Annotated in this window: 19 protein-coding genes; 7 read left to right on the forward strand and 12 right to left on the reverse strand. The window is 63.6% G+C overall.

What is annotated here, in order from left to right; all coding sequences use genetic code 11:
- Positions 1 to 150 precede the first annotated feature (150 nt).
- The 4 genes from cydP to cydX are packed head-to-tail and all read left to right on the forward strand — an operon-like array spanning position 151 to position 3,312.
- A complete protein-coding gene (cydP, locus tag P3T18_RS08895; protein ID WP_429299546.1) occupies positions 151 to 411 on the forward strand; it encodes a cytochrome oxidase putative small subunit CydP in 261 nt (86 codons plus the stop codon).
- Positions 401 to 1,996: a cytochrome ubiquinol oxidase subunit I gene (locus P3T18_RS08900; protein ID WP_429299547.1), complete on the forward strand. Its 1,596-nt coding sequence runs from the start codon at positions 401 to 403 to the stop codon at positions 1,994 to 1,996. Before cydP ends, P3T18_RS08900 begins: the two co-directional genes overlap by 11 nt.
- A gap of 34 nt (positions 1,997 to 2,030) precedes the next feature.
- A complete protein-coding gene (cydB, locus tag P3T18_RS08905; RefSeq protein WP_429299548.1) occupies positions 2,031 to 3,167 on the forward strand; it encodes a cytochrome d ubiquinol oxidase subunit II in 1,137 nt (378 codons plus the stop codon).
- Between the two features lie 28 nt (positions 3,168 to 3,195).
- Positions 3,196 to 3,312, forward strand: coding sequence for a cytochrome bd-I oxidase subunit CydX (gene cydX / locus P3T18_RS08910; protein WP_429299549.1), 117 nt, complete (start codon positions 3,196 to 3,198; stop codon positions 3,310 to 3,312).
- Between the two features lie 155 nt (positions 3,313 to 3,467).
- On the opposite strand, the gene nagE is transcribed toward cydX, so the two are convergent.
- The 5 genes from nagE to P3T18_RS08935 all read right to left on the reverse strand — a co-directional run bounded on the left by nagE (position 3,468) and on the right by P3T18_RS08935 (position 10,860).
- Positions 3,468 to 5,258, reverse strand: coding sequence for an N-acetylglucosamine-specific PTS transporter subunit IIBC (nagE, locus tag P3T18_RS08915; RefSeq protein ID WP_429299550.1), 1,791 nt, complete (start codon positions 5,256 to 5,258; stop codon positions 3,468 to 3,470).
- An 84-nt stretch (positions 5,259 to 5,342) separates the two neighbouring features.
- Positions 5,343 to 7,907, reverse strand: a complete 2,565-nt coding sequence (gene ptsP / locus P3T18_RS08920) for a phosphoenolpyruvate--protein phosphotransferase (protein WP_429299551.1) — start codon at positions 7,905 to 7,907, stop codon at positions 5,343 to 5,345.
- Positions 7,908 to 7,946: 39 nt separating this feature from the next.
- A complete protein-coding gene (locus P3T18_RS08925; RefSeq protein WP_429300076.1) occupies positions 7,947 to 8,954 on the reverse strand; it encodes an SIS domain-containing protein in 1,008 nt (335 codons plus the stop codon).
- Entirely contained in the window at positions 8,947 to 10,050 is a 1,104-nt protein-coding gene (gene nagA, locus P3T18_RS08930) for an N-acetylglucosamine-6-phosphate deacetylase (protein WP_429299552.1), read from the reverse strand. The genes P3T18_RS08925 and nagA overlap by 8 nt, the downstream gene beginning before the upstream one ends.
- A 75-nt stretch (positions 10,051 to 10,125) precedes the next feature.
- On the reverse strand, positions 10,126 to 10,860 hold the full coding sequence (locus P3T18_RS08935) for a GntR family transcriptional regulator (protein WP_429299553.1): 735 nt from the start codon (positions 10,858 to 10,860) through the stop codon (positions 10,126 to 10,128).
- A 373-nt stretch (positions 10,861 to 11,233) separates the two neighbouring features.
- Here P3T18_RS08935 and P3T18_RS08940 point away from each other — a divergent pair, with 373 nt between their 5' ends.
- Positions 11,234 to 12,160, forward strand: a complete 927-nt coding sequence (locus P3T18_RS08940; RefSeq protein ID WP_429299554.1) for a bifunctional helix-turn-helix transcriptional regulator/GNAT family N-acetyltransferase — start codon at positions 11,234 to 11,236, stop codon at positions 12,158 to 12,160.
- 90 nt (positions 12,161 to 12,250) lie between these two features.
- Here the strand turns inward: P3T18_RS08940 and P3T18_RS08945 are convergent, their stop codons facing one another.
- Positions 12,251 to 13,063, reverse strand: coding sequence for a MetQ/NlpA family ABC transporter substrate-binding protein (locus P3T18_RS08945; protein WP_429299555.1), 813 nt, complete (start codon positions 13,061 to 13,063; stop codon positions 12,251 to 12,253).
- Between the two features lie 231 nt (positions 13,064 to 13,294).
- On the opposite strand from P3T18_RS08945, the gene P3T18_RS08950 reads away from it, so the two are divergent.
- Complete coding sequence (locus P3T18_RS08950; RefSeq protein ID WP_429299556.1) at positions 13,295 to 13,585, forward strand: YciI family protein; 291 nt, start codon at positions 13,295 to 13,297, stop codon at positions 13,583 to 13,585.
- Positions 13,586 to 13,645: 60 nt separating this feature from the next.
- On the opposite strand, the gene P3T18_RS08955 is transcribed toward P3T18_RS08950, so the two are convergent.
- The 5 genes from P3T18_RS08955 to P3T18_RS08975 form a co-directional block, all read right to left on the reverse strand.
- Positions 13,646 to 14,287 (reverse strand): SCO family protein, encoded by a 642-nt coding sequence (locus tag P3T18_RS08955; protein ID WP_429299557.1) that lies wholly within the window; start codon positions 14,285 to 14,287, stop codon positions 13,646 to 13,648.
- 6 nt (positions 14,288 to 14,293) lie between these two features.
- A complete protein-coding gene (gene cyoE, locus P3T18_RS08960) occupies positions 14,294 to 15,199 on the reverse strand; it encodes a heme o synthase (protein WP_429299558.1) in 906 nt (301 codons plus the stop codon).
- 6 nt (positions 15,200 to 15,205) lie between these two features.
- A complete protein-coding gene (locus P3T18_RS08965; protein WP_429299559.1) occupies positions 15,206 to 16,315 on the reverse strand; it encodes a COX15/CtaA family protein in 1,110 nt (369 codons plus the stop codon).
- Between the two features lie 22 nt (positions 16,316 to 16,337).
- Positions 16,338 to 17,000 carry an SCO family protein gene (locus P3T18_RS08970; protein WP_429299560.1) on the reverse strand — a complete coding sequence of 221 codons (663 nt, stop codon included), beginning with the start codon at positions 16,998 to 17,000 and terminating at the stop codon, positions 16,338 to 16,340.
- 70 nt (positions 17,001 to 17,070) lie between these two features.
- The gene (locus P3T18_RS08975; protein WP_429299561.1) at positions 17,071 to 17,787 is read right to left on the reverse strand and encodes an SURF1 family protein; all 717 of its coding nucleotides are present in this window, start codon (positions 17,785 to 17,787) and stop codon (positions 17,071 to 17,073) included.
- 111 nt (positions 17,788 to 17,898) lie between these two features.
- On the opposite strand from P3T18_RS08975, the gene P3T18_RS08980 reads away from it, so the two are divergent.
- Positions 17,899 to 18,108: a twin transmembrane helix small protein gene (locus P3T18_RS08980; RefSeq protein ID WP_121316432.1), complete on the forward strand. Its 210-nt coding sequence runs from the start codon at positions 17,899 to 17,901 to the stop codon at positions 18,106 to 18,108.
- A gap of 176 nt (positions 18,109 to 18,284) precedes the next feature.
- Here the strand turns inward: P3T18_RS08980 and P3T18_RS08985 are convergent, their stop codons facing one another.
- Positions 18,285 to 19,142 (reverse strand): cytochrome c oxidase subunit 3, encoded by an 858-nt coding sequence (locus P3T18_RS08985; protein ID WP_429299562.1) that lies wholly within the window; start codon positions 19,140 to 19,142, stop codon positions 18,285 to 18,287.
- Positions 19,143 to 19,163 lie beyond the last annotated feature (21 nt).

Genomic DNA, 19,163 nt, shown 5'->3' on the forward strand with positions numbered 1-19,163 from the left:
CCAAACGGAGCGAGCTTCGCGACCCAATGCCGCAGGGCCGGATCACGCGCGCCAGGGCTGCGCTCCTAAAATCGGGATGCACTCGCCGGACCGCTCACGCGGCCCGGAGCCAGCCGGAAATTACCGGCGTGAAGTTGCCTTCGACCGATCATGACCCTAGCCCTCAATCGCAACAACCCGCCCCGGCCAGGCCTGCGCAAGCGCCTCGCCCGCTGGGCGCGCGGTCCGACTTTGGCGCGGGATATCGCCATCGTCCTCGCCATCAAGTTCGTACTGCTGATGGCACTCAAGTACGCATTTTTCAATCATCCGCAGGCGGAACATATGTCGCTCCCGCCTGAGCAGGTCGCGCAGGCATTGCTATCCGCGTCGGCTTCGCATCCGTCCCAAGGTGATCAACATGCCCGTTAGCGAAGTCGTAGAACTCTCGCGCCTCCAGTTCGCCGTCACGGCGCTCTATCACTTTCTGTTCGTGCCGCTCACGCTCGGTCTGTCGTGGCTGCTGGTCATCATGGAATCCGTTTATGTGATGACTGGCAAGCAGGTCTACAAGGACATGACCCAGTTCTGGGGCAAGCTGTTCGGCATCAACTTCGCGATGGGCGTCACCACCGGTCTCACGCTGGAGTTTCAGTTCGGCACCAACTGGTCGTACTACTCGCATTACGTGGGCGACATTTTCGGCGTGCCGCTGGCCGTCGAAGGCCTGATGGCGTTTTTCCTCGAATCGACCTTCGTCGGTCTGTTTTTCTTCGGCTGGAACCGGCTCTCGAAAGTGCAGCACGTCGGCGTGACGTTTCTGGTCGCGCTGGGCTCGAACCTGTCGGCGCTGTGGATTCTGGTGGCCAACGGCTGGATGAACAATCCGGTCGGCGCAACGTTCAACTATCAGACCATGCGCATGGAACTCGACAGCATCTTCTCGGTGCTGTTCAACCCGGTTGCGCAGGTGAAATTCGTGCACACGGTATCGGCCGGCTACGTTACGGCTTCGATGTTCGTGCTGGGCATCTCTTCGTGGTATCTGCTCAAGCGCCGCGATACCGAATTCGCGCTGCGTTCGTTCGCCATTGCCGCCGGTTTCGGGCTTGCCTCCACGTTGTGCGTCATCGTGCTCGGCGACGAATCCGGCTACCGCACGGGCGAAGTGCAACAGGTCAAGCTGGCCGCCATCGAATCCGAGTGGGAAACCGCACCGGCGCCCGCACCCTTCACGATCTTCGGGATTCCGAACCAGCAGGAAGAACGCACGGACTACGCGATACGCGTGCCCTACGCGCTCGGCATCATCGCGACGCGTTCGCTCGACGAGCCGGTGGTGGGTCTGAAAGATCTGATGGCGCGCAACGAAGTTCGCATCAGAAACGGCATGCTGGCCTACGCCGCGTTGCAAAAGCTCAAGCAAGGCGACCCGACGGACGAAGCCAAAGCCGATTTCGAAGCCCACAAGAAAGACCTCGGCTACGGCCTGATGCTCAAGCAGTTCACCGCCAACGTGACCGACGCCACGCCCGATCAGATTGCTCAGGCAGCCAAAAAAACCATTCCACCGGTGGCGCCCGTGTTCTTCTCGTTCCGTCTGATGGTCGGCCTCGGCATCCTGTTTCTCGCGACCTTCGCGCTGGCGTTCTGGTTCTGCGCGCAACGCACGCTGCTTTTGCACAAACGCCGCTGGTTCCTGCGCTGGGCCGTCTGGGCGATTCCCCTGCCGTGGCTCGCGGCCGAGTTCGGCTGGATTGTCGCTGAAGTGGGTCGCCAGCCGTGGACCATCGCCGGCATTCTGCCGACCGCGCTGTCCGCGTCGAGTCTGGCGCCGTCCGATCTTTATCTGAGCATCGCCGGCTTCGTGGTGTTCTACACCGTGTTGTTCATCATCGAAATCACGCTGATGTTCAAGTACGCGCGACTCGGTCCTTCGTCGCTGCACACGGGACGCTATCACCACGAACAACAACAGCCGCTGAATCAGCCGCTGCCGACCAACACGGCAGCATGACCAGCCGCCACCGCGACTCAAGGGAAACATCATCATGGATTACGCAACCCTCAAGGTGATCTGGTGGGTACTGATCGGCGTGCTGCTGATCGGCTTCGCGCTCACCGACGGCTTCGACATGGGCGCCGCGATTCTGCTGCCGTTCATCGGCAAGACCGATGGAGAACGCCGCATCGTCGTGAACACCGTCGGCGCCACCTGGGAAGGCAATCAGGTGTGGTTCGTCACTGCCGGTGGCGCCATGTTCGCCGCGTGGCCGCTGGTGTACGCCGCGTCGTTCTCCGGCTTCTACTTCGCGATGCTGCTGGTGCTATTCGCGCTGTTCTTCCGTCCGGTCGGTTTCGATTACCGCGGCAAGCGCGACGATCCACGCTGGCGCAGCGCGTGGGACTGGGCATTGTTCGTCGGCGGCTTCGTGCCGGCGCTGGTCTTCGGCGTCGCCTTCGGCAATCTGCTGCAAGGCGTGCCGTTTTCGTTCGACACCGATCTGCGCGTCACCTATCACGGCGGCTTCTTCGGCCTGCTCAATCCGTTCGCGGTGTTATGCGGTCTGGTGAGCGTGTCGATGCTGGCGGCGCACGGCGCGGCCTTCGTGAAGATGAAGACCGACGGCATCGTGGCCGAGCGTGCATCGCTCGCGCTGCGGATCGCCTCGCTGCTCGCCGTCGTGCTGTTTCTCATTGCCGGCGCTTTGATCGCGACGATGATCGGCGGCTATCAGATCGTGGACGCCGCGCCCTTCGACACCGTCGCCAATCCGCTTATGAAAACCGTGATCGGCGCGCCGGGTTTGTGGCTCACCAACTACGCCACTTATCCGTGGATGGTCGCGGCGCCGGTGGCGGGTCTCGTCGGCGGCGTGCTGGCTTTGCTGCTCGCGCGCTCGCGTTTTGAAAAGAGCGCGTTCCTCTCGACCTCGCTCATGGTGATCGGCGTGATTCTTACCGCGGGCTTTTCGATGTTCCCGTTCATCATGCCGTCCTCGCTCGACGGACGCAGCAGTCTGACCGTATGGGATTCGACTTCGAGCCGCATGACCTTGCAGATCATGCTGATCGCCGTGGCTATTTTTTTGCCGATCATCCTGATCTATACGAGCTGGGTTTATCGCGTGATGCGCGGCAAAGTGACGGCCGCCGCGCTCGAAGAACATCACCATACGATGTATTGACCGTACGCATGACTAACAGGAGTTTGCGATGTGGTATTTCAGCTGGATTCTCGGCATCGGCGTAGCGCTCGCCTTCGGCATCATCAACGTGATGTGGCTCGAATCACGCCGCGTGACGGAGACGGGCAAGCAGAAAGCGCATTGATCCGGCGCACCGGGCAGCGGTCATGTCCGGGAAAACGGGCCGAACGCGATCGCCGTCGGTAAACGCAAAAGCGGCACCTTGAATTTCAAGGTGCCGCTTTGTCATGACGGCCTTAGCTTTTGCGAAGCGGTGACGCCTGCTCCGCTAGCTTCGCCTCAGGCCGGCAACGGCGTCGCGCCACTGCTCGCAGGCGGCGACAAACGCGTCGCCAGTTGCGCGGCATAGCGTTGGGCCGAATCGCCGACCACGATATGGAACGTGTCCGCCGACACCCACGCCGTATCCAGCGAAGCGAGACGCTGACGATCCACCGCCGACGGATCGCGCACGACGATGCGCAAACGCGTTGCCGCGACGGCATCCAGCGACACTACATTGCCCGCGCCGCCGAACACTGCGAGCCAGCGCAACGGATCCGGATCGAGCGGGCCGCCATTCGCGGCGCTAGCGACATTCGCATGGCTTGCCTGGTTAGGCGCGACAGATGCCGGGGCAGCCGCCGCAACCGGCTTCACCGCTTCGCCACCACCTTGCGCGATCACCGTGCGGATTTCGTCGGCGATGATGTCCGCTTCCGGTCCGATGATGACCTGCACGTTGCCGCCGCCACGCTTGAGCACACCGCGCGCGCCGATCGTCTTCAGTTCGTTCTCCGACACCTTGTCCGTGTCGACCACCGACAGACGCAGACGCGTCGTGCAGGCATCCACCACCGACAGGTTCGCAGCGCCACCCAGCGCCGCGATGTAGCGCTGTGCGCGCGGCACGGCCGCGCCTGCCACCGGCGAAACGAAGCCGCCTGCCGCGAACGAGTCCACCTGTTCGTCGGCGGCTGCGGGCTCGCGGCCCGGCGTCGCCATGTTGAACTTGCGGATGAAGAAGCGGAACAGACCGTAGTACACGACCATGTACACGAGGCCGATCGGAATCGCCCACCAGCCCCTGGTCGACAGACCGTAGTTCAGCACGTAGTCGATCGCGCCAGCGGAGAACGTGAAGCCGAGATGAATGCCGAGCGCCGAGCAGATCGCCAGCGAAAGGCCGGTCAACAAAGCGTGAATCACGTACAGCACCGGGGCGAGGAACATGAAGCTGAATTCGATCGGCTCGGTCACACCCGTCAGGAACGAAGTGAGCGCCATCGAGAACAGCAGACCGCCGACCACCGCGCGGCGCTCTTTCGGCGCTTCGTGGAACATGGCCAGACACGCGGCCGGCAGACCGAACATCATGACCGGGAAGAAGCCCGTCATGAAGGTTCCGGCGGTCGGGTCGCCCGCGAAGAAGCGATGCAGGTCGCCTGTCACCGGCGCGCCGCCTGCCGGCGTGAACGTGCCGAACACGAACCACGTCAGCGAGTTGAGGATGTGATGCAGACCCGTGACGAGCAGCAGACGGTTCAGCACGCCGAACACGAATGCGCCGAGCGCGCCCGCGGTGGTGAGCCAGTGGCCGGCCGAATCGATCACAGCCTGCACCGGTTGCCACACGTAGCCGAACACGATGCCGAGCACCAGACAGACCACGCCCGTGACAATCGGCACGAAGCGTTTCCCTCCGAAGAACGCGAGGTAATCGGGCAGCTTGATGTCCTTGTACCGGTTGTACAGCAAGCCCGCGACGATACCCGCCACGATCCCGGACAACACGCCCATGTTGAGCTTGTCGTTAATGTCCTTCATGACCGCGATTTCGACCAGATAGCCGATCGCGCCGGCGAGACCCGCCACGCCGTTGTTGTCTTTCGCGAAGCCGACCGCCACGCCGATCGCGAACAGCAGCGGCAGGTTGTCGAAGATCGCGCCGCCAGCGTCGGCGATCATCTTGATGTTGAACACATCGGGCTGACCGAGGCGCAGCAGCAGACCGGCAACCGGCAGCACTGCGATCGGCAGCATCAGCGCGCGTCCCAGGCGCTGAATTTTCAGAAACGGATTCCCATCCATCTAACCCTCCAATCCTTGTCTCGTAGTTGAGTGTTTTGTCGCTATGTAGTGATGAAGCGAAGCTGGCTGCCGACTGTGTGGGGTTCAGTCCAAAGGCCAGGTTTCGCGGCTTGCTGCTCTTACCGCCTGCGCCGACTCGAGCGCCAGGGCATCCTGGGCGCGCTGGCGGCACAGCTGATAATCGAGGTTGCGCACTCGCGCCTTGATGCCCGGCACCGACACCGGGTCCACCGACAACTCGGTCACGCCCAGCCCGACCAGCAACGGCATGGCGAGCGGATCGCCCGCCAGCGCGCCGCACACGCCGACCCATTTGCCATGCTTGCCGGCGCCCTGCACGGTGGCCGCGATCAGTCGCAGCACAGCCGGATGCAGACCGTCGGCTTGCGCAGCGAGGTCGGCCTGGCAGCGGTCCATGGCCAGGGTGTATTGCGTGAGGTCGTTGGTGCCGATCGACAGGAAGTCCGCGTGCTGCGCCAGTTGATCGGCCAGCAACGCCGCCGACGGCACTTCGATCATCACGCCGACTTCGATCGGCTCGGTGCGGCCCGCTTCACGCGCGAATTCGTCGATACGCTTGCGGATACGGATCAGTTCGCCCACGTCCGTAACCATCGGCAACAGGATGCGAACGGCGCCGAGCGGCTTGACCGCCAGCAGGCCGCGCAACTGGTCGTCGAGCAGATCCGGACGCACCTGCGCGAGGCGGATGCCGCGCAGGCCGAGCGCGGGATTCGGTTCCGGCGGCAGCGTCAGGTAATCGACCTCTTTGTCCGCGCCGACGTCCAGCGTGCGGATGATCGCGGTACGGCCGCTGAGCGCGTCGACGATGGCCTGGTAGCTTTGACGATGCTCGTCCGTGGTGGGTGCGGCCGCACGGTGAATGAACAGCAATTCGGTGCGCAGCAGGCCGACGGCATCGGCGCCGTTTTCGACCGCTGTCTTTGCGTCGTCCAGCGTCGCGATGTTCGCCGCGACTTCGATTGCGCGGCCGTCGGCGGTCACCGCGGCTTGCTGCGACGTGCGGCGGTTCGCTTCGCGTACGCCTGCCAGACGGTTGCGCTCCAGACGCGCCTGCTCGACGTCGAGTGCGGTCGGCGCGAATTCGAGGCGGCCCGTGGTCGCGTTCACCACGACCTGTGTGCCTTCGGGAATGGCGTGCAGCGCATCGCCGATCGCGACGAGCGACGGAATGCCCGCCTGCCGCGCGAGAATCGCCGCGTGCGACGTCGCGCCGCCACGGGCCATCACGAGCGCGGTCACGCGTGAACGGTCGAGCGAGGACAGATCGGACGGCGTGAATTCTTCCGCGGCCAGCACGGCTTCTTCGGGCAGCGTGCGCGCCGCTGCGTTCGTGTAACCCAATGCGCGCAGCACGCGCTTTTCGATGTCGCGCAGATCGGCGGCACGTTCGGCGAGCAAGGCGTCTTCGATATTGGCGAGAATCGCAATCTGCGCGCGGATTGCTTCGCGCCAGGCGAAGCCCGCGCTTTTACCGAGGCTGATCAGATCGCGGGCCGCGTCGAGCAGCGTCGGATCTTCGAGCAGCACACGATGCACCGCGAAAATACCCGCTTCGCCGACCGCGCCGCGTTGCGACGCATCGCGCACCGTCGTGCCGAGATCGGCGTCGACGGTCGCGATGGCTTTGTCGAGCAGACGGCTTTCCGCCGCCGACGTGCCGCTCGCCGTTTCCGGCGGATCGATATCCGCGTCGTCCCAGCGCACCAGCTTGCCGACCGCGACACCCGGCGCCGCGCACACGCCCGCGAGCGTGTTCGGCGCGAGCGTTTCGCTCGCTGCGCGCAGTGCCGGCTGCGGCGCCGGCGAGCTTTGACGCGCCGGTTTTTCCTCGGCTTCGCCATGCGCCTCGCGCGTCAGTTCGTGCGCGATCGCGTCGACTGCCTGGCTGGCTTGCGCGCCGATGCCGAGCAACTCGATGGTCGCGCCTTCGCCGGCCCCGAGACCCAGCAGACCGACCACGCTTTCGATCGCCGCCTTGCGGCCTTCGTAACGCACTTCGACGCGCGCATCGAAACCGCGCGCGGCTTCACGCGCACGCGCCGCCGGACGTGCATGCAGACCGCCTGCGTGCACCAGCGTGACTTGCCGGCGCGCTTCTTCGGTTACGTTGGTGGCGCTCGCCTGGCGCGACGCATGCGCGGCAGCGCCTTCGCGTGCACGCAGCACGAGCAGCGGCGTGACACCGACCTTCAGCATGCCGCCCTGCACGCGTTCGACGATTTCGAACGCATCCGAATTGGCGATGGCGAGCACCGACACCAGGCTCGGCGCATTCAGCGCGATCTGATCCTGATCGAACTCGATGAGGATGTCGCCGGCACGCACTTGCGCGCCCTGCTCGATCATCGGCGCAAAACCCTTGCCGTTCAGCTCGACGGTGTCGATGCCGATGTGCAGCAGAATTTCCGCGCCTTCCGCTGTCGCCAGCGTGACGGCATGACCGGTGCGCGCGAGATGCGTGACGGTGCCGTCGCACGGTGCGACGAGCCGGCCTTCGAGCGGGTCGATGCCGATGCCGTCACCGAACATACCGCCCGAAAACACCGGGTCGGGTACGTTCGCGAGCGGCACGACCGGGCCGGTCATGGGCGCGAGCAAAACAATATGGCCTTCGGAATGGCTCATCAAACGGGACTCCTCGACACGTCGCATCTGAATTCTCGATCAGTGAGTTTCGGTGACTTTGGCGAGATGGCGCGGCGTATCGGGATTGCGCCCGCGCGCGGCGGCAAGGCCGGCGGCCATCACGTAAAAGGACAGGATTGCAGCGATCGGATCGAGCGCCGCGTGAGCGGTATCGGCGAGCGGCAGCGTGGCTTCCGGCACGTCGGCAGGCGCGGCGAGCAGCACGCGCGCGCCGCGTGCCTGCATGTCGCGGGCAAGCTGGAGCAAACCGGCCTGCTCGGGGCCGCGCGGTGCGAACACCAGCAGCGGATAGTCGCGATCGATCAGTTCCATCGGACCGTGGCGCACTTCCGCGCTCGAAAACGCTTCGGCCTGAATGCCGGAGGTTTCCTTCAGCTTGAGCGCGGCTTCCTGCGCGATGGCAAGACCCAGGCCGCGGCCGATCACGATCATGCGCTCGACACCGCGCAATTCGTCGACGGCTGTCGACCAGTCGAGCTTGCCCGCGCGTTGCAGCGCGTCCGGCAGCGCGTTCAGTGCACCGAGCAAGGCTGCGTCGTTCTGCCAATGCGCAACCAGTTGCGCGGAGATCGACAGCATCGCGATATAGCTCTTGGTGGCGGCCACGCTCAACTCGGGACCGGCCGCGAGCGGCAACGCGAATTCGCAGGCGTCGGCGAGCGGCGAATCCGGCGCGTTCACGGCGGCGACGGTCAGCGCGCCGGCATTGCGCAACGCTTCCATGGTGCCCACCAGATCCGGGCTCTTGCCCGATTGCGAGAACGCCAGTGCCAGTTGATCGCGCACTTGCAGCGGCGCTTGCTGCAACGTCGCGACGGACATCGGCAGCGACGCGACCGGCACGCCGACGCGGCTCATCGTCAGGCTGGCGAAGTAACTCGCTGCGTGATCCGAGCTGCCGCGCGCGACGGTCAGGGCAACGTGACGCGGCTGCCCGGCGAGCTTCGCGGCGAGTGCCACGACGCGCGAGGGGTCCGCGAGTTGCGCGGCGACCGTTTCAGCGGACGCCAGCGCCTCTTTAAGCATATTCGACAATTGATTCTCCTTCGACGTATGTCGCGGTCAACGTCAGTTCACGATCGAACACGACGACGTCGGCCCACGCGCCGCGCGCGATGCGGCCGCGGTCTTCGATGCCGAGGTAGTCGGCGGCGTAGCGCGACAGACGGTTTGAAACATCGGCGATCGGCAGTCCGATCGACACGAGATTGCGCAGCGCCTGATCCATCGTCAGGGTGCTGCCGGCGAGCGTGCCGTCGGCAAGACGCACGCCGCCGAGACACTTCGTGACATGCTGGCTGCCGAGGCGATATTCGCCGTCGGGCATGCCGGTGGCCGACGTGCTGTCCGTGACCACGTACAGGCGCGGAATCGCGCGCAGCGCAGCGCGGATCGCACCCGGATGAACGTGCAGCAGATCGGGAATGATTTCGGCGAATTCGGCATGCGCGAGCGCCGCGCCGACGAGGCCGGGATTGCGGTGATGCAGCGGCGACATCGCGTTGAACAGATGCGTGAAGCCACAGGCGCCATGCTTGAGCGCGGCGACGGCATCGTCGTAGGTGCCGAGCGAGTGACCGAGTTGCACCCGCACGCCGCGCGCCGCCATCTCGGAGATGATCTCCATGTGGCCGGCGATCTCCGGTGCGAGCGTGACCACGCGAATCGGCGCGATCGACAGATACTTCAGCACTTCGTCCATCACGGCCGACACCGCAGCGTCCGGCTGCGCGCCGAGCTTGCCGGGGTTGATGTACGGCCCTTCGAGGTGCACGCCGAGCACGCGCGCGCCGCCCGGCGTGCGGATTCGCGCGTTGTTGCCCAGACCGGCGACGACGCTCATCAGTTCGTCGCGCGGCGCGGTCATCGTGGTGGCGAGCAGACTGGTCGTGCCATAACGCGCATGAGTGCGGGTGATGGTTTCGATCGCGTTGTCGCCTTCCATGACATCGGAGCCGCCGCCGCCGTGCACGTGCAGATCGATGAAGCCCGGCAGGATGTACGGCGCGTCGTTGGTCGACGGATCGACGCGTTCACCGGTCAGCGCCGTGATGCGGCCGTTTTCGTATTCGAGCGTGCCGTGAATCCACCCATCGGTGGTGAGTATGTTTCCGGTCAGCATGAGTCTCTCTGGTGAGGCGTAATACGGTGTGTGCGTGTGCGCGATCGAGTGCGATGCGCGACCCGTGTGCGCAACTCAGGTGCGCAATTCCGCGACGAAGTCGTAGTAGTCGTTGCGGCAGTAGGTGTCCGTCAGTTCGATCGCGCGCTGATCGGCGCTATAGCCGATGCGTGTAATGACCAGCAATGCCGTGCGAGGTTCGACATCCATCAGCGCGGCGATTTCACTGGAAGCGTTGACCGCGCGAAAGTGCTGCAGCGCGCGCACGACCGCGGCGCCGCGTTGTTCGAGATAGCTGTAGAGCGAAACGCCAATGGCTTGCGGGTCGGGCACGATGGCCGCCGGCAGCGCCGAATGTTCGACCGCCATGACGATGCCGTCCGCTCGACGCAACCGACGCAAGCTCGCCACCGCGGCGCCCGGCGACAAACCCAGGTGCACCAGCTCGTCGCGGTTGGCGGCGCGGATATCGCGCTCGAGCCACACCGAATCCGGCTGGAAACCACGTTGCTGCATCTTTTTCGTGAAGCCGGTGAGACGCGAGAGCGGATCTTCCACGCGCGGCGTGATGAAGCTGCCCGCACCGCGCGCTCGCCGGATCAAACCCTGCTCGACCAGCAACTCGATTGCCTTGCGCGCCGTGATGCGCGACACGCCGATGGCGTCGGAAAGCGTGCGTTCGGACGGCAGCGCCTCGCCCGCCGACCACACGCCGCAATGAATCGCCGTCGCCAGATTGCGCGCGAGCTGCAGATAGAGCGGCGTGACGTTGCGGGCGTCAGGCATCAATGCGGACCAGCGAGTTTCCATGGGGCTCCGGCGGTCGTCGTGGACAATACGGCCTACGAAAAACGAGAGCCCATTATATAACCAACATAATACCAGTCAACGAACTGGTCTCATGGTGGTACGGGAAGGCGCAAAGCCTTGCCGGACGGGCGTTACAACCGCCTGTCGGGCGGCGGGATTGTCGCTGCTTCGGATCGGGATTTACCCGTAGAGACGCCCAAAAACGCTGGCAAACTGCTTGAATTGGTTCTCAAGGACATTCGTCACGCATCGAAGCGGCCATACCTTTCAAATACCACTTCGACACATGATCGCGGCGTCACGCCTTTTGAATTCAAGTGCATTCAAATATAGTGCTGGATAACGAGTCAGTAAAAATTCCCAGGTGCCGCATTTGACAGATTCCGAGGCGCGACAGCGCGCTCTGGCCGTGCGCCATTTCAACCGCTTCTATACGCAGCACATCGGCGCACTGCACGAACATTTGGCGAAAACCGCTTTTTCGCTGACCGAGGTGCGCGTGCTGCACGAGCTGTTTCGCGGACGCGCGCAAACGGCTTCCGTACTCGGACGCAATCTCGGACTCGACAGCGGCTATCTCAGCCGCCTTCTCACCAACTTCGAACGGCGCGGGCTCATTACGCGGCGTCCGTCGGAGCACGACGCGCGTCAATCGCTGATCGCGCTCACCGATGCGGGACACGCGGCCTATGCGCCGCTCGACGCGGCCGCGCTCGAAGAAGTCTCAGCGCTGCTCGAAGGCCTCACGCCGCCGGACCAGGATCAGTTGATCACCGCCATGCGGCTGATCGAGCGGCTGCTCTCCGACAAACCGCGGCACGAACTCGTGGTGTTGCGGCAGCCGCGCGCCGGCGAGTGTGCGTGGCTCGTGCATAGGCAGGCGCAATGGTTCGCGTCGCATTACGGCTGGGATCACACGTTCGAGGGTTTGCTGGCGCGCGTCGTCGCCGACTATTCGCAACGCCGCGACCCGGTGCGGGAGATGTGCTGGATCGCCGATCAGGAAGGCAGCGTGGTCGGCTCGGCCTGCATCGTCGCCGTGTCGACCACGGTGGCGGGCGTCCGGCTGCTATGGGTCGAACCCGACGTGCAGCGGCTTGGCATCGGCACACAGTTGATGAGCGAATGCATTCGCTTTGCCCGGCGCTCGGGCTACACCAAGCTCACGCTGACCACCGCGTCGACGCTTCACGAACCGCGCCGCCTGTGCGAGCGGGCGGGCTTCACACTCGCGGGCACGGTCGCCGAGCGCCGCTTCGGCAATGACCTGACGGTCGAGCGATGGGAACTGGAGTTGTAACGGCGCGCATCGGAAGCACGCGCGAAAAAAAACGCCACGGCGAGTTGCCGTGGCGTTTTCCTTTGACGTCTTGCGATCAGACGTTGCCGCTTAGAACGACGGCACCACCGAACCCTTGAATTGCGTCTTGATGAACTGGCGCACGTCTTCCGACTGATACGCCGCCACCAGTTTCTTGACCCACGGCTTGTCCTTGTCCTGCGTGCGCACGGCGATCAGGTTCGCGTACGGGCTGTGAATGTCTTCGAGCGCGATCGCGTCTTTCGTCGGCTGCAGACCGGCGGCGAGCGCGAAGTTCGTATTGATCGCGGCGGCGTCCACGTCCGACAGCGAGCGCGGCAGTTGCGCGGCGTCGAGTTCGACCAGCTTGATCTTCTTCGGGTTGTCGGCAACATCCAGCGGCGTGGCGTTATTGCCCTTCGTGCCCGCACCCGCCTTCAGCTTGATCACGCCTTGCGCCTGCAACAGCAGCAGCGCGCGATTCTCGTTGGACGGATCGTTCGGCACCGCGACCTTCGCGCCTTGCGGCAGATCCTTCAGCGACTTCAGCTTCTTCGAGTAAATGCCCAGCGGCGAAATGTACGTGAGGCCGGCAGCGACGAGCTTGTAGCCGCGTTGCTGGATCTGGCTGTCGAGATACGGTTGATGCTGGAAGCTGTTCGCGTCGAGGTCGCCTGCGTCGAGCGCGGCGTTCGGCTGAACGTAGTCGTTGAATTCGACGACCTTCACGTTCAGGCCTTCACGCTTCGCCACTTTGGTGACGACTTCCCAGATCTGCGCATCCGGGCCGCCGATGGTGCCGACCTTGATGACCTTGTCGTCGGCGTGCGCGCCGAAGCTGGTGACGATCGCGGCACTCGCGACCACGGCTGAGAGGGCTTTCAGGATGTTTCTGCGCTGCATGTGATTCTCGCTATCTTCTGATCGATGTCAGATTCGGGTGGAAGCCGGCGACGACTCGCGTCGCCAACCAGACCGCAAATGGTCTCATAGGCTTCGCGCAATGTGAAATACCGCGATCGCATATGGGTATGCAACGCGCGGCCGTGGCGGAACGACGAAGGTTTTCCGATAATCGCAGATCGGGAACCGCGCCATCGGACGGCCCCATCAACCGCTTACGGAAACGCCGACATGTACGTCATCAACCTCATCTACACCGCGTCGCTCGAACGTATCGACGACGCGCTCGACGCGCATCGCGCTTTCCTGACGCAGCAGTTCGACGCCGGCATATTCGTGGCCGCGGGACCGAAAGTGCCGCGCGACGGCGGCATCATCCTGGCCGTGCGGATCGAGCGCGACAAACTGGACGCCATTCTCGCCAGCGATCCATTCGCCGAGCAAAAACTCGCGCGCTACGAAGTGACGGAATTCAAAGCGACACGACTCGCACCGGGCCTCAATCTGCCGATGCCGGTGTAACGGGAAAGCGGAGAAAGTCGAAGCGGGCGCGCGAGATGCGCGCCCGAATGCGTCGATGCGTCAGTCGAGCAGCAACTTGAGATCGTGCACCCAGGGCGTTGCGCCCTGACCGTCGCGCGCGAACAGACGCAGCTTGCCGTCCGTGTCGAGGACGTAGCTTGCCGCGGTGTGGTCCATGGTGTAGCTGTCCGGCGTCTTGCCCGGCACTTTCGCGTAATAGACGCGGAAGTCTTTGGTCACCTTGGTGAGTTGCGCCTGGTCGGCGGGGCGCAAGCCGACAAAGGTCGGGTTGAACGCCGACACGTATTGTCCGAGCAAGGGCGCCGTGTCGCGTTCCGGATCGACGGTAACGAACAGCACCTGTACGCGCTTTGCGTCTTCGGGACCGAGTTGCTGGAGTGCCTGCGAAAGCTCGGCCATGGTTGTCGGACAGACATCCGGGCAATGCGTATAGCCGAAGAACAGCACCACCACCTTGCCCTTGTAGTCCGCCATGGTGCGGACCTTCCCGGTCGTATCCGGCAAGGAGAAGTTATTCGCGAACTGGGTGTTGCCGGTGATGTCGAGGTTCTGGAATGCCGGCGGCTGCTTGCCGCAGCCTGCCACCATCGCCACGGCACCGAGAGCGCCGGTTATCAAGGCAGTGCGCAGGACAACGCGCGCACCGAAGCGCGCCATGCGTGCAAAGCGGTCTTTGAACATAAGCTTTTAAACGCCGATCAGGACGCGCGCATAGTGGTCGATCAGCAGCGCGGCGAACAGCAGCGACAGGTACACGATCGAGTAACGGAAGGTCTTGCGCGCCAGGTCGTCGGAGTACTCGCGATAAATCTTCCACGCATACGCGAGGAACACGGCACCCAGCAGAACAGCCGACGCCAGATACACCACGCCGCTCATGCCGGAAATGAACGGCATCATCGTGACGGCGAAGAGAATGACGGTGTAGAGCAGGATGTGCAGACGCGTGTATTTCTCGCCGTGCGTGTTCGGCAGCATCGGCAAGCCGGCGTTTTCGTAGTCTTTACGGCGATACAGTGCGAGCGCCCAGAAATGCGGCGGCGTCCAGACGAAAATGATCAGCACGAGAATCCATGCGTCGCCGGGCACATGACCCGTGACGGCCGCCCAGCCGAGCGCCGGCGGCATGGCGCCGGATGCGCCGCCGATCACGATGTTCTGCGGCGTGGCCGGCTTGAGCAACAGCGTGTAGATCACGGCGTAGCCCACGAATGTGGCAAGCGTCAGCCACATGGTGAGCGGATTGGCGTACGTGTAGAGCGTCCACATGCCGAGGCCGCCGAGCACCGCCGAGAACAGCAGGATTTGCGTCGTGGTGATTTCACCGCGTGCCGACGGACGCCACGAAGTACGACGCATCTTGGCGTCGATTTTCTGTTCGACCAGACAATTGATGGCAAAGGCCGCACCGGCCAGCAACCAGATGCCGACCGTGCCGCCGATCAGGGCAGTCCACGGCACCATGCCGGGCGTGGAGAGGAACATGCCGATCACGGCGCAGAAAACCGCCAGCTGCGTGACGCGCGGCTTGGTCAGGGCGAGATACTGGGAGACCCGGCTACCGGGCGTTTGGGAGAGTGTTGTGCTGTCCATGTGGGGTCACGCTGGCGCGGCATCGCGCGCAGGCAACGCGGCGCGGCCGGGACGGCTATAAGCGATCCGAAAGTTTAACATAACGAGCAGAAGCAGCAGGATCGCGGCTCCGCCGTTATGGGCGACGGCAATGGGCAACGGCCATTGCAAAACGATGTTCGACAGCCCGGTAATGAACTGGATCGCCACGACGAGCAGCACGCCATTGGCCGGTCGCCGCAACGATTCGAAGCGGCGCATTTTGAGCGCGAACCAGGCGAGATAGGCGACGACCACGATCGCAAACGTGCGGTGCGTCCAGTGAATCGCCACCAGCGCGTCCTGCGTGATCATGTCGCCGTCGCCGGTCATGCCCAGCGCGCGCCACAAATGAAAACCGTGGGCGAAGTCCATCGGCGGAATCCATTGGCCGTTACACGTGGGGAAATCCGTGCAGGCGAGCACCGCGTAGTTCGTGCTGACCCAACCGCCCAGCGCAATCTGCGCGATCAGCAGGATCAGTCCGGCCAGCGCCGCAGTGCGCCAGCGCGCGGCTTCGGGCTCATACGCCGGCAGCGGTGTCTGCCGCGCGGCCAGCCAGCCCAGTGTGCCAAGCAGCGCGAGACCGAGCAGCAAGTGCGTCGTCACGATGATCGGCTGCAGCTTCATGGTGACGGTCCACGCGCCGAACGCGCCTTGCACGAGGATCAGCAGCAGCAATGATGTGGGCCACCACGGCGACACATGCAAGGGCCGCCGCTTGATGCGCGCGGTCCACGCAATGATGGTCTGGGCGATGATCAGCACGCCGATCGCCATCGCGAAGTAGCGGTGAATCATCTCGATCCATGCCTTCGTCATGCTGACGGGTCCGGTGGGCATGGCCTGATGCGCGGCTGAGATGGCCGCGTGCGCGATGAACGGCGACGAGGTGCCATAGCAGCCCGGCCAGTCCGGGCAGCCCAGCCCGGAATCGGTGAGGCGCGTGAAGCCGCCGAACATCACCAGGTCCAGTGTCAGAAAGGTGGTGAGCCAGACCAGCTTGCGGAATTTGTTGTCGTCGGCCTTGACCCACACGTAGGACAGCGGCAGCAACGCAATACACAAGCCGATCAGGGCCAGTTGCAGTACAAACATCGTTCTTACCTTTGTTGCGGCATCAGCCGATGCGCGACCATTTAAGCAGCTTCGTCAGGTCGTTCTTGATCTTGCTCGGGTTCGGGTCTTTCGGGAAACGCATCATCAGATTGCCGTTCGGATCGACCAGAAAAATATGGTCGGTGATCCGGGTGCCGGAATCGGTCGGCAGCCATGCGGACACCTGCGCCGGATCGGCGATCATCATGTCGGTATCGGGGTACGCCTTTTGTATCACGTCTGCCACGTTGCCTGCATCGGTGCGCAACCAGACTTCCACGACGCGCTCGCGTTCCGGGCCCTGAGCTGCGCGGATTTGTCGCATGAAGTAGAGCTTCGTGGCGCAGGCTTTATCGCACGCGCTGGGGTCGACGGAAATCAGCAGCCAGTGGCCGCGCAAGGTGGCGAGCTTGACCGGCTTGCCGTCTTCGCCCGTCACGACCAGCGAATCCGGAATCGGGCGCTGCGGTTCGATCAGCGTGCCGTAGCTCGTCGTGCCGCCTGTGGGACGAATGACGTAATAGGTGAAGTACGAGATCGCGATGGGCGCCGCGCAGATGATCGCCATCAGCAGAAGCATCCAGCGCCCGCGCTGCCACGAGCCTTTGCCGTTGGGTTGACCGGGCACTGCTCGCGGCGCTGCGGTTTTGCCGGCTTGCGGCGAGCGGGGAGATTGCGTCGACACTACAGGACCTCTTTCGATGTTTGCGCAGCCTGCCTCGAGCCCAGAGGGCCGGCAAGCCGCTAGCGATGATTCAGGCGCCGGGCGCGGGCGCTTTCTTGCCCGCGCGGCGCGCGGCGTACAGACCGAACACCAGCGCAGCGGCGGCCATGCCCCACCATTGGAACATGTAGCCGTAATTACGCTCGACACCGCTGGTCGGCGCCGGCCAGTCGCGTACCAGTTTGTCGCCGTCGTCGCTCGATTGCTGGATCACGAACGGCTGCAGCGGCAAGCCGGTTTCCGCGGCATAGGCCGTGACATCGAGATTCTGACGAATCGACTGGTGCGCCGCCGAGCCGCCCTGCCCCAACTCGTAGGCGCGCGACGCATCGGCGCGCGCGATGCCTTCGATCTCGATCTCGCCTTGCGGCGTGGTGTAAGGCGCGATGGTCTCGCGATTGTTCATGTTGCGCGGCAGCCAGCCACGATTGACCAGCACGTAACCGCCGTCGCTCAGTTTAAAAGGCATCACGACGTAAAAGCCGGGCTGGTCGTTATACGGACGATTATCCAGATAGACGACTTTGTCCGCGACGAAACTGCCGCGCGCCTTCACGCGATGAAACTCGATGTCTTTCAGCTCGACCGGCGCCGCGCTCACTGCCTGCGCGGGCGCATTTTCGAACTGCATGATGTTCACTTCGAGCGCTTCTTTCTGATGGGCGCGGTCGAGTTGCCAGAACCCGAGCCGCACCGTGACGGCCATCACCACCAGGATCAACAAGGCGGGAATCAGGCGAAACTTCATCGAAACCACTCCACGCGGGTGTTACGCCCTGTCCGGACGGAGCGGCAGACGCCTACGCACGGTGCGATAATAACTGCCTTGCCTCTGCGCTTTCTGGTTTCGGTCGGATCCATGCACATTCTCGTTCCCATCGCCTTTGCCCTGATCATCGCCAGCATGGTGTCGGCGTTGTACTTCATGATGCATGACAAGGGCAAAACCAAACGGATGGTCTGGTCGCTCGCCACACGGGTGGGTCTGTCGATCTCGCTGTTCCTGTTCATCCTGTTTGCACACTGGATGGGCTGGATCCAGTCGACCGGCATTCCTTATGGTCGCTGATACGGTAGCTCGTCGCGACAGAGAACCTTCCGCTTTCCGCACCGCCGGCTGTTGATCGGCGCATCAAGCAAAACGCCGCCCTGACAGGGTCGAGGGCGGCGCTGCTTCGAATCTCTTTCAAACTACTCCATTGCTGCAGGTACTGCGCGCCTTCGAAAGGCGCGGACCGACACGCATTACAGCCAGTAGACGACGACGTACAGACCCAGCCACACGACGTCCACAAAGTGCCAGTACCATGCGGCGCCTTCGAACGCGAAGTGGTGGTCCGCCGTGAAGTGACCGCGGATCATGCGGACCAGCACCACGGCCAGCATCGTGCCGCCCAGGAACACGTGGAAACCGTGGAAGCCTGTCAGCAGGAAGAACGTCGAACCGTACACGCCCGACGACAGCGTCAGATTCAGTTCGTTGTACGCGTGGAAGTATTCGAAGCCCTGCAGGAACAGGAAGCAGACGCCGAGCACCAGCGTGGCAGCCAGCCAGATGATCGCTTTCTTGCGATGATCTTCGCGCAGCGCGTGGTGCGAAACCGTGAGCGTGGCGCCCGAAGACAACAGCAGCGCCGTGTTGATGGTCGGCACCGGCCACGGCTGCATCGACTTGAACGTGGACACCAGCGCCGCCGGACCGTTGTTCGGCCACACCGCCGAGAAATCCGGCCAGATCAGCTTGTAATCGAGGCTGCCGAGTTGATGCAGCGCGATCTCGCGAGCGTAGAACAGCGCGCCGAAGAATGCGCCGAAGAACATGACTTCGGAGAAGATGAACCAGCTCATGCTCCAGCGGTACGACTTGTCGACATTCTTGCCGTACATGCCGCCCTCGGATTCCGCGATCGCGTCGCCGAACCAGTGCCAAAGCGTAAAGAGCAGCCACAGCAGACCGACGACGACGCCGATCGGCGCCAGTTCGTGGTCGTTGATCCAGGCTGCAAGCGATCCGAGCATGACCAGCAATCCGACCGCGGCGCTGATCGGATGCCGCGACGGATGCGGTACGAAATAGTACGGGCTCTCGTTTTGACCGCTCATTCTTGATTCTCCACTTCAGTC

The sequence above is a fragment of the Paraburkholderia sp. GAS199 genome, from assembly GCF_050436585.1.
Taxonomy (GTDB): Bacteria; Pseudomonadota; Gammaproteobacteria; order Burkholderiales; family Burkholderiaceae; genus Paraburkholderia.